Raw genomic sequence first — 9257 nt, 5'->3', positions numbered from 1 at the left:
CATCGTGAAAGCCGCACTCACCCTGACCCATTTTGAACATCGAATGATCAAATGAAAGTCGTTGAGATCACGTCGCTGACCGGGCGGCAGCATTTCTTCCTCGACCACGAGTGGATGGCCGAGTTCGGCGAGCAGCTGCCGACCTATCGGCCGCCGCTGAACGTGCTCGCCCACTTCGGTGATCCCTCCCGGTCCGACCCGGGGCGCCCGGAGATCGTGGTGCGCTATCTGACCCCGCACTCGAAATGGTCCATCCACTCCGAATACCAGGAGAACCTGCACATGCTCACGTTGTTCCGTGGTGGGCCGGTGATCTGGATGAGCCCGGCCGACGCGGACAAGATCGGCGTGGCCGACAACGACTGGATCGAGGCGTACAACCGCAACGGCGTTGTTGCCTGCCGCGCGGTGGTCACCCACCGGATGCCCGAAGGCACGGTGTACATGTACCACACGATGGACCGGCACCTGAACGTGCCGAAAACCGAGGTCTCCGGCCGGCACGGCGGAGGCGACAACTCGCTCACGAGATTGCTGATCAAACCCACGCACCTGATCGGCGGCTACGCCCAGTTCACTTACGGTTTCAACTACATCGGTCCGACCGGCAACCAGCGCGACGAGATCACCGTCATCCGGCGTCGTGCCCAGGAGGTGGAGTTCTGATGCGCGTCATGGCGCAGGTCGCGATGGTGATGAACCTGGACAAGTGCATCGGCTGCCACACCTGCTCGGTCACCTGCAAGCAAACGTGGACCAACCGGCCGGGCAGCGAGTACATCTGGTTCAACAACGTGGAAACCAAGCCCGGCACCGGCTACCCGCGCCGCTACGAGGACCAGAACCGGTTCAAAGGTGGCTGGGCCCTCAACCGGCGCGGCAAGCTGAAACTCAAGGCCGGTGGGCGGCTGCGCAAGCTGCTGTCCATTTTCTACAACCCGGAACTGCCGTCGCTGGACGACTTCTACGAGCCGTTCACCTACGACTACGAGCACCTCACCACGGCGCCGCTGTCGGACTCCTTCCCCAGCGCCCGCCCCAAATCCCAGCTCACCGGGCGGAACATGTCCCCGTCGGCCGGGCCGAACTGGGACGACGACCTCGCGGGCTCCGGCACCTACGCCGCCGCCGACCCGAACCTCGACGGTCTGGCCGAACAGGTACAGCTCGAGTTCGAGCACGCGTTCCACTTCTACCTGCCCCGCATCTGCGAACACTGCCTCAACCCATCGTGCGTGGCGTCGTGTCCCTCGGGCGCGATGTACAAACGGGTCGAGGACGGCATCGTGCTCGTCGACCAGGACCGCTGCCGCGGCTGGCGGTTCTGCGTCTCCGGTTGCCCGTACAAGAAGGTGTACTTCAACCACCGCACCGGCAAAGCCGAGAAATGCACCTTCTGCTACCCGCGCATCGAGAGCGGCCAACCCACCATCTGCTCGGAAACCTGCGTCGGTCGGCTGCGGCACCTCGGCGTGATGCTCTACGACGCGGACGCCGTGCTTGCCGCCGCGTCCACCAAGGACGACAAGGAGCTGTACGAGGCCCAGTTGTCGGTGTTCCTCGACCCGCACGACCCGGATGTGATCGCCGGGGCCGAACGGGACGGCATCGCGCACGACTGGATCCAAGCGGCGCAACGCTCCCCGGTGTACGCACTGATCGCCACGCATCGGGTCGCGCTGCCGCTGCATCCGGAGTACCGGACGATGCCGATGGTCTGGTACGTCCCGCCGCTGTCCCCGATCACCGACGCCGTGCACGCCACCGGTCACCACGACGACAACCCCGACCAGGTCTTCGCCGCCATCGAATCCCTGCGCATCCCGCTGGGCTACCTGGCCAACCTGTTCACCGCCGGCGATACCTGGCCGGTGGAGCGGGCACTGCGGCGACTGACCGTGCTGCGCACCCACATGCGCGCCCAGCAACTCGGCGACCCCGTCGATGCCGACCTGCTGGCGTCGGTGAGCATGACGGCCGAGGAGGTCGAGGATCTGTACCGCATCCTGGCCATCGCCAAGTACGACGAACGCTACGTCATCCCGAAGGTGCACGCGGAGGACACCGGCCGGTTGCAAGCACAGCACTGTGCCGTCGGCTACCCGGGCGGCGTCGCCGACCTCGGCGCACACACCGAAGACACCCTCGCCGCAACGGGGGGCGGCGGCAGCCAGTTCCGTGACGACGACGGGCGGACGCGGTTCAACCTGCTGGGCTGGAACGGCTCCGGCCGCCCGGCACACCTGTTCGGCGAAGGCGGTGGCCGATGATCCGCCGGACCCGACGCGCCACGCCGCATCCCGCAGATACCCCGCTGCTCTGCAAGATCACCTCGATCCTGTTGCAGTACCCCGACAACCGCGTCCTGGCCCACCTCACCCAGGTGACCGCGGTCCTCCCGGCGATCACGGACACCGTCGCGCGAGACTCGCTGGGCGGGTTCACCGACTGGTTGGCGGGCCGGACACCCACCGAAGCCGCCCAGCACTACGTGGTGACCTTCGACCACACCCGCCGCCGCGGCCTGTACCTGACCTACTACCGGCACGGCGACACCCGCGCTCGCGGCATGGCCCTGCTCGCGCTCAAACACACCTACCGCCAAGCCGGCTACCCCGCGCCCGAGGACGAGCTGCCCGACTTCCTGCCCTTGATGCTGGAATTCGCGGCAGCCGCCCCCGAACCCGGGCAGCGCCTGCTGATCCAGTGCCAGGCCGGGCTGGAACTGCTCACCGAGGCCGTCCGCGAGGCCCACAGCCCCTACGCCGAGTTGCTCGACGTGATCCGCGCCTGCCTGCCGGACCTTCCGAAACGGCACCGCGACGAGCTGCGCGCGCTGGCCGAAGCCGGACCACCGATCGAGCAGGTGGGCCTGGAACCCTTCGCCCCGCCCGACTACGTCACGGGAGGACACCGATGACCGCCTGGGACCTGTGGTGGTGGGTGATCCTGCCCTACCTCGCCCTCGTCACCTTCGTCGTCGGCCACATCTGGCGGTGGCGCTACGACCAGTTCGGCTGGACCAGCCGCTCCACCCAGCTCCAGGAACGCGTGCTGCTGAAATGGGGCAGCCCGCTGTTTCACTACGGCACGTTCGCCGCGATCGCCGGCCACGTCATCGGCATCCTGATCCCGAAGTCGTTCACCCACTGGCTGGGCATCCCGGAAGCCGGATACCGGTGGTTCTCGTCGATCGCCGGGACCCTCGCCGCGCTCGGCGTGACCATCGGCGTGGCCATGCTCGCCTACCGCCGCACCCTGATCCCCCGGGTCCGGGCCACCACCAGCCCGGTCGACTGGGTCGCGCTGATCCTGCTCGCCGTCGTGATCGTGCTCGGCATCATCCCGACCGTGGGCGTCAACCTGCTCGGCGGCGGCTACGACTACAGGGAGAGCGTGGCGTTGTGGTTCCGCGGCCTGTTCGCCGGCAATCCGGACGTGGCCGCCATCGCGCACGCGCCGCTGATCTACCAGATCCATGCCACCGCCGCCTGGGCCATCCTGGCCATCTGGCCGTTCACCCGGCTCGTGCATGCCTGGAGCTACCCGCTGTGGTACCTGTGGCGGCCGTTCATCGTCTACCGCGGCCGAACCCCGGCCCACCCGACCGAACCTGGCACCAGCGGCCGCCGTTGGCGCCGCATCGGCGTCCCCTACTGATCGAGAGGGCAGACCATGCGGAAGTTCTCTCTGGACGCCCTGGCCCGGGAACACCTCGACCGGGCGACGAGCGGTTCAACCGGCCGCAGCGCCACCACCGTCTACGGCGGACACGAACAGGTGCTGCGCCAGACCCTGGTCGCGCTGCGCGCCGGAACTTCGCTGACCGAACACGACAGCCCGGGCGAGGCCACGCTGATCGTGCTGCGTGGCCGGGTACGGCTGCACGCGGGCGAGGACACCTGGGAGGGACGTGCCGGCGACCTCCTGCTCATCCCACCAGCGAGGCACGGCCTGGTGGCGGTCGAGGACAGCGTCGCCCTGCTCACCGTCGCCAAATAGTCCAGCCCGCCAGTCGAGTCGGTCATAGCGCCACGGCGCTCACCGAGGCTGGTGGGTCAACACGAGGCAGGCACCGCGCGCCAACTCGCCGATCGGATCGTCGGCGACCACCGCGATCCCGCCGTCGGTCAACGCGGCGACGATCCGCGTCGCGGCGTTGCGTCGCCCGGCCGCACTGGCCACCGCAGTCAAGGTGATCGAGGTCCGGTCCGCCTCCCGGCTGATCTGGTAGACGGATGGGCGAATGCGCCGCAGCGCCCGCACCACGATCTCGACCTGCACCGTGGCGGCCATCGGCATGTCGTCGTCCTCCGTTGTCGCCATTGCGTCGTTCCCTTCCGGCAGGGCTCCCGCCCGCGTTCCATTTTAACTAGCTATGGTTGTTTCTATGACTTTTGATCGGCGATTTGCTGCAGCTCCGTTCGCCGCGGTTGGCACGGGGTGCGTGGTGGCCGGGGGCCTTGTCGCGGCCGTCACAGCCCCTGCGCCCTCGACGCACGCGTCGTGGGCGGCCGCCTACCTGGTCCTGGTGGCCGGTGTCGCACAGATTGCCCTCGGTCTCGGCCAGGCCGCGCTCGCGTCGCATCCACCATCGACAAGGCAGGTCGCCGCGCAGGTCATCGGGTGGAACGTCGGCAACGCCGCGGTCCTGGCCGGGACGTTGACCGGGGTCCTCCCGCTGGTGGATCTGGGCGGGGCGCTGCTGGTGATCGACCTGGCACTGCTGATCCACGCGGTTCGTGGTGGCCTGCGGCGCAGCACACGGGTCGGACGGTGGGCGCTGTACGGGTTCCGCGTGCTGGTGCTGCTCCTGTTGGTGAGCATTCCGATCGGGTTGGCCCTTACTCGGATTGAGCCGGCGTGACTGCCAAGCTGGACCACCGCCACGATGAGGACGGCGAGGTTTTCCCGTGATCGGCCGGTCCACGGCGATCGCGGAACGGCTCATGCCACCGCGGGGGTCGGTGCGAACGCTGCGCCGTGCAGTGGCGGCCACACTCGTTGCACTGGTCGCGTTGGTCGGCACCGGCGGTTGGGTACGACTGTCCGATTCGGGACTTGGCTGCACCACTTGGCCCAGGTGCTTCGCCGACGACTTCGTGGCGCGCGGCACATATCACTCGCTGGTGGAGTTCATCAACCGATGCGTGATCATCGCTGTCGGGGGGCTGGTCGTCGCGACGTTCGCGCTTGCCGTGTGGCACCGGCCGCGCCGCACGGATCTGGTGTGGTGCGCAGCGGGGCTTGCTGTCGGGTATGTCGCCGAGGCGGTGCTGGGTGGGCTGTCGGTGTTGCGCGGGCTGGCTCCTGTGGTGGTAGCCGTGCACATGGCTGTGGCCCTCGTTCTGGTGGCCATCACGGTGATCCTTTATCACCGGGCCGCGGCACGGGCGCCATATCCGGTGACGCCCGGCGGTCCACAGGTGCGGCTGGGGCGGCTGATGCTGGCCGTCCTCGGCATCGCCATCATCGTGGGCACGGTGGTCACCGGCAGCGGCCCACACGCCGGCCAACCCGGCACGCCCCGGCTGCCACTGCCCCGGCCGGCGGTGACCGAACTGCACGCCGTGATCGGGATATTCCTGCTCGGCCTGATCGTGTCAGGCTACTTCTTCCTGCGCGCCGGACACGTTCCCGATGGTGCCCGGCGAGGATATCGGTGGATCGTGACGCTCATGCTCGCGCAAACCGGTGTCGGTTACCTGCAGTACTTCACCGGCCTACCCGCCGATCTTGTCGAACTGCACATGCTCGGCGCTGCCGTCCTGGTGGCCCTGCTCGTTCACACCTACCTGGCCTTGACCACTGCCTGAGCATCCGGCTGCGTAACCCGGCACATCGGCCGGACGGCGTATGGGATCGCCCATAGCCACTGGCGACGTCTTGACCTCGCCACAGTTAATACTATGATTACTCATAAATACTATGAATAATGGGGATTTCCTGGCGAGAGAAGGCTTCCCATGACCACGACATCCGGCCTCTACATCACCGGCACCACCACGGACCCGGCCGTGCGGGCGAGCGCCGCGATCCGCGATGCGGCCGACCGGCTGCTGCTGACGTACCAGGCGAAAGCCGCTCTGGTGACCGACCTGTGCCTGGACGGCATGATCCGCGAGCAGACCTATACAGCGTTGGTGGACTTCGCCATCGGCCAGGTGCGGCCGTACCTGGCCGCGACCGACCGTGTCCTCTACGCCGCCGCAGCCGGAGCGGGCGAGACCCGGCTGCTGGTGCGGGCACTGCGGCGGTTCCGCGAGTCCATCACCGAGCACCTCGACGAGCTGGCCGCGGCGAACTCGCCGGACCAGGCCAGCCATGCCGCCCAGGCCCTCGGCGCGGTGCTGCGCGCCGTCTTGGACCTCGACCAGACCATGCTGCTGCCTGCCCTGGCCGAACTGCCCGGCGCCGACCTGCCCGGACTCGCCGACGACCTGCGCACCCTGCTCGACGGTGGCGAGCTCGACGCTCCGGATGTCATCGATGTGCGCCCGATCCCACACGGCCAGCGCCACCCGCGGGTCTTCGGCCGCTACTCCCGGCTGGCGCCCGGGGACTCGTTCGTCCTGGTCAACAACCACGATCCGAAACCGCTGCGCCGCGAGTTCACCGCCACCTATCCCGGCGCATTCACGTGGGACTACCTGGAATCCGGCCCGGCCCAATGGCGAGTGCGCATCGGACGGCCGGCGATGTCCGCTTAAGCCGCACGCACCAGACCCGCGCACCGCCAATGAGCCGATAAACGGTGCGGCCCGACACCCGTGCCCAGAGGAGTCCGACACGTGACCGCCACACAGGAGCCGATCACCACCCACGCGCCGGCGACGGCCGCCCCGAAGGGGGCGCTGGCGCTGCGCTTGGTCCGCACCACCGATCCGAAGCTGCTCGGCATCATGTACCTGGGCACCGCGTTCGGGTTCTTCCTCATCGGCGGCGTGATGGCGTTGCTGATGCGCGCCGAACTCGCCCGCCCGGGGCTGCAATTCCTGTCACAGGAGCAGTACAACCAGCTGTTCACAATGCACGGCACGGTCATGCTGCTGCTGTACGCGACACCGAGCGTATTCGGGTTCGCCAACTTCGTGCTACCCCTGCAGATCGGCGCGCCCGACGTGGCCTTTCCCCGGCTGAACTCGTTGTCGTATTGGCTCTTCCTGTTCGGTGGTCTGGTCGTGCTGTCGGGGTTCCTCACCCCGGGCGGGGCAGCGGACTTCGGCTGGTTCGCCTACACCCCGCTGTCGGATGCGATCCATTCGCCCGGGGTGGGCGCGGATCTGTGGATCACCGGGCTGCTGGTCGGCGGGCTGGGCACGATTCTCGGCGCGGTCAACATGGTCACGACCGTGGTGTGCCTGCGCGCGCCCGGCATGACCATGTTCCGGATGCCGATCTTCACCTGGAACATCTTCATCACGTCAATCCTGATCCTGGCGGTGTTCCCGATCCTCACCGCGGCATTGTTCGGGCTGCTGGCCGACCGCCGGCTCGGCGCACACGTCTTCGACCCGGCCAACGGCGGCGCGATCCTGTGGCAGCACCTGTTCTGGTTCTTCGGCCACCCCGAGGTCTACATCGTCGCACTGCCGTTCTTCGGCATCGTCACCGAGATCGTGCCGGTGTTCTCCCGCAAACCGCTCTACGGCTACAAAGGAATGGTGTTCGCCACCCTGTCGATCGCGGGCCTGTCCATGTCCGTGTGGGCGCACCACATGTTCGCCACCGGCGCGGTACTGCTGCCCTTCTTCTCCTTCATGAGCTTCACGATCGCCGTCCCCACCGGGATCAAGTTCTTCAACTGGATCGGCACGATGTGGAAGGGGCAGGTGAGCTTCGAAACCCCGATGCTGTTCTCGCTCGGGTTCATGGTCACTTTCCTCTTCGGCGGCCTGACCGGGGTGCTGCTGGCCTCACCAGTGATCGACTTCCACGTCACCGACACCTATTTCGTCGTCGCCCACTTCCACTACGTCCTGTTCGGCACCATCGTCTTCGCCACCTTCGCCGGAATCTACTTCTGGTTCCCCAAGATGACCGGGCGGATGCTCGACGAACGCCTCGGCCGGTTCCACTTCTGGACCACCTTCATCGGCTTCCACACCACATTCCTGGTCCAGCACTGGCTCGGCAACATGGGCATGCCGCGGCGTTACGCCGACTACCTGTCCAGCGACGGATTCACCACCCTCAACACCATCTCCACCATCGGCTCCTTCGTGTTGGGCGCCTCAATGCTGCCGTTCATCTACAACGTCGTGCGGTCCTACCGCTACGGCGACATCACCGAAGTGGACGACCCCTGGGGATTCGGCAACTCCCTCGAATGGGCCACCACCTGCCCGCCGCCACGGCACAATTTCACCGAACTGCCCCGCATCCGCTCCGAACGACCCGCGTTCGAACTGCACTACCCGCACATGATCGAACGGCTCCGGGCCGAAGCCCACATCGGCCGTCGCCACCGACGGGCGGCCACCGCTGGCTCCGGCGGCCGCGAGACCCAGACGGACGCCTGAGCGAACACCACCGACACGGGAAGGATCCAGCCATGACGGACGCGGTATACCCCAGCGCCACCCGAGAGATCGGCGACCATCGTCGTCAGCTGGCACCCGAAATCCACCGCACCTTCGACGAGTTCAGCAAGCGGGTGTTCGCCGAAGGAGCGCTGCCGGAGAAGACCAAGCAACTCATCGCCGTCGCCGTGGCGCACGTGACCCAATGTCCGTACTGCATCGCCGGACACACCACGCTCGCGCACCGCAAAGGCGCGACCGATCAGGAGATCATGGAAGCGATCTGGGTGGCCGCCGAGATGCGCGCGGGCGGCGCGTTCGCGCACTCGACGGTGGCGCTGCACACCCTCGACCAGCCGCAACGGTAATCCCGACAACGCGACGTCAAGCGGTGCTGGCTCCGCGAGGCACGCTCACCAGCAGCCGAAGGTCAGTGGCGGGAGTGGCGACCCGTCGGGTGTATCCGGCGGCGGCAACCAGCACACCAAGGCCACCATCGGTACCAGCACACCGAACCCGGCGCCGAGGATGAGCAGGGCGGGCAGTCCGCACACCGCACCAGCGACGGTGAGCGCAACGAAGGCCAGTTCCATCACCAGGCACACACGGGCACTGCGCCGGTGGCGCAGGTCCCGGATCCGCACCATCGTGAGGTGCCAGCCGAACCAAGGATCATCGTGGCGCAGGCCGTGCTCGATCTCGCGCAGAATGCGCTGTTCGTCCATCGACAGCACG

Annotated in this window: 11 protein-coding genes and 1 pseudogene; 10 read left to right on the top strand and 2 right to left on the bottom strand. The window is 67.4% G+C overall.

Annotated elements, in window-relative coordinates; translation table 11 throughout:
* Positions 1 to 72: 72 nt before the first annotated feature.
* From FG385_RS20855 to FG385_RS20835, 5 genes and pseudogenes are all read left to right on the top strand, one after another.
* Positions 73 to 666 (top strand): annotated as a pseudogene (locus FG385_RS20855) (molybdopterin dinucleotide binding domain-containing protein); the annotation flags it as partial.
* Positions 666 to 2270, top strand: a complete 1605-nt coding sequence (narH, locus tag FG385_RS20850; protein ID WP_101434385.1) for a nitrate reductase subunit beta — start codon at positions 666 to 668, stop codon at positions 2268 to 2270. The pseudogene FG385_RS20855 and the gene narH, both read left to right, overlap by 1 nt.
* Complete coding sequence (gene narJ, locus FG385_RS20845) at positions 2267 to 2920, top strand: nitrate reductase molybdenum cofactor assembly chaperone (RefSeq protein ID WP_139098432.1); 654 nt, start codon at positions 2267 to 2269, stop codon at positions 2918 to 2920. The genes narH and narJ overlap by 4 nt, the downstream gene beginning before the upstream one ends.
* The gene (gene narI / locus FG385_RS20840; RefSeq protein ID WP_139098431.1) at positions 2917 to 3660 is read left to right on the top strand and encodes a respiratory nitrate reductase subunit gamma; all 744 of its coding nucleotides are present in this window, start codon (positions 2917 to 2919) and stop codon (positions 3658 to 3660) included. The genes narJ and narI overlap by 4 nt, the downstream gene beginning before the upstream one ends.
* Positions 3661 to 3675: 15 nt before the next feature.
* A complete protein-coding gene (locus FG385_RS20835; RefSeq protein WP_101434388.1) occupies positions 3676 to 4002 on the top strand; it encodes a cupin domain-containing protein in 327 nt (108 codons plus the stop codon).
* A 39-nt stretch (positions 4003 to 4041) separates the two neighbouring features.
* Here the strand turns inward: FG385_RS20835 and FG385_RS20830 are convergent, their stop codons facing one another.
* On the bottom strand, positions 4042 to 4326 hold the full coding sequence (locus FG385_RS20830) for a hypothetical protein (RefSeq protein ID WP_101434389.1): 285 nt from the start codon (positions 4324 to 4326) through the stop codon (positions 4042 to 4044).
* Positions 4327 to 4450: 124 nt separating this feature from the next.
* Here FG385_RS20830 and FG385_RS20825 point away from each other — a divergent pair, with 124 nt between their 5' ends.
* From FG385_RS20825 to FG385_RS20805, 5 genes are all read left to right on the top strand, one after another.
* Complete coding sequence (locus FG385_RS20825; RefSeq protein WP_200834572.1) at positions 4451 to 4867, top strand: hypothetical protein; 417 nt, start codon at positions 4451 to 4453, stop codon at positions 4865 to 4867.
* A gap of 100 nt (positions 4868 to 4967) precedes the next feature.
* Positions 4968 to 5816: a COX15/CtaA family protein gene (locus FG385_RS20820; protein ID WP_160148861.1), complete on the top strand. Its 849-nt coding sequence runs from the start codon at positions 4968 to 4970 to the stop codon at positions 5814 to 5816.
* Positions 5817 to 5966: 150 nt separating this feature from the next.
* Entirely contained in the window at positions 5967 to 6710 is a 744-nt protein-coding gene (locus FG385_RS20815) for a DUF2249 domain-containing protein (protein ID WP_101434392.1), read from the top strand.
* A gap of 81 nt (positions 6711 to 6791) precedes the next feature.
* Entirely contained in the window at positions 6792 to 8522 is a 1731-nt protein-coding gene (gene ctaD / locus FG385_RS20810) for an aa3-type cytochrome oxidase subunit I (RefSeq protein ID WP_101434393.1), read from the top strand.
* Between the two features lie 32 nt (positions 8523 to 8554).
* Positions 8555 to 8890: a carboxymuconolactone decarboxylase family protein gene (locus FG385_RS20805; RefSeq protein WP_101434394.1), complete on the top strand. Its 336-nt coding sequence runs from the start codon at positions 8555 to 8557 to the stop codon at positions 8888 to 8890.
* 45 nt (positions 8891 to 8935) lie between these two features.
* Here FG385_RS20805 and FG385_RS20800 read toward each other — a convergent pair whose 3' ends face one another.
* Entirely contained in the window at positions 8936 to 9247 is a 312-nt protein-coding gene (locus tag FG385_RS20800) for a DUF3040 domain-containing protein (RefSeq protein ID WP_235022696.1), read from the bottom strand.
* Between the last annotated feature and the right edge of the window lie 10 nt (positions 9248 to 9257).

This window comes from Amycolatopsis alkalitolerans (assembly GCF_006152065.1).
In the GTDB taxonomy this organism is placed as follows: Bacteria; Actinomycetota; Actinomycetes; order Mycobacteriales; family Pseudonocardiaceae; genus Amycolatopsis_E; species Amycolatopsis_E alkalitolerans.
Note: the sequence above shows the minus strand (reverse complement) of the source record. Positions and strands in the feature narration are given on the sequence as shown.

Coding starts and splice junctions, on each gene's coding strand:
- FG385_RS20830 (WP_101434389.1), bottom strand. CDS start 4,326: ATGGCGACAACGGAGGACGACGACATGCCGATGGCCGCCACGGTGCAG.
- narI (WP_139098431.1), top strand. CDS start 2,917: ATGACCGCCTGGGACCTGTGGTGGTGGGTGATCCTGCCCTACCTCGCC.
- FG385_RS20815 (WP_101434392.1), top strand. CDS start 5,967: ATGACCACGACATCCGGCCTCTACATCACCGGCACCACCACGGACCCG.
- FG385_RS20835 (WP_101434388.1), top strand. CDS start 3,676: ATGCGGAAGTTCTCTCTGGACGCCCTGGCCCGGGAACACCTCGACCGG.
- FG385_RS20805 (WP_101434394.1), top strand. CDS start 8,555: ATGACGGACGCGGTATACCCCAGCGCCACCCGAGAGATCGGCGACCAT.
- narH (WP_101434385.1), top strand. CDS start 666: ATGCGCGTCATGGCGCAGGTCGCGATGGTGATGAACCTGGACAAGTGC.
- FG385_RS20800 (WP_235022696.1), bottom strand. CDS start 9,247: ATGGACGAACAGCGCATTCTGCGCGAGATCGAGCACGGCCTGCGCCAC.
- narJ (WP_139098432.1), top strand. CDS start 2,267: ATGATCCGCCGGACCCGACGCGCCACGCCGCATCCCGCAGATACCCCG.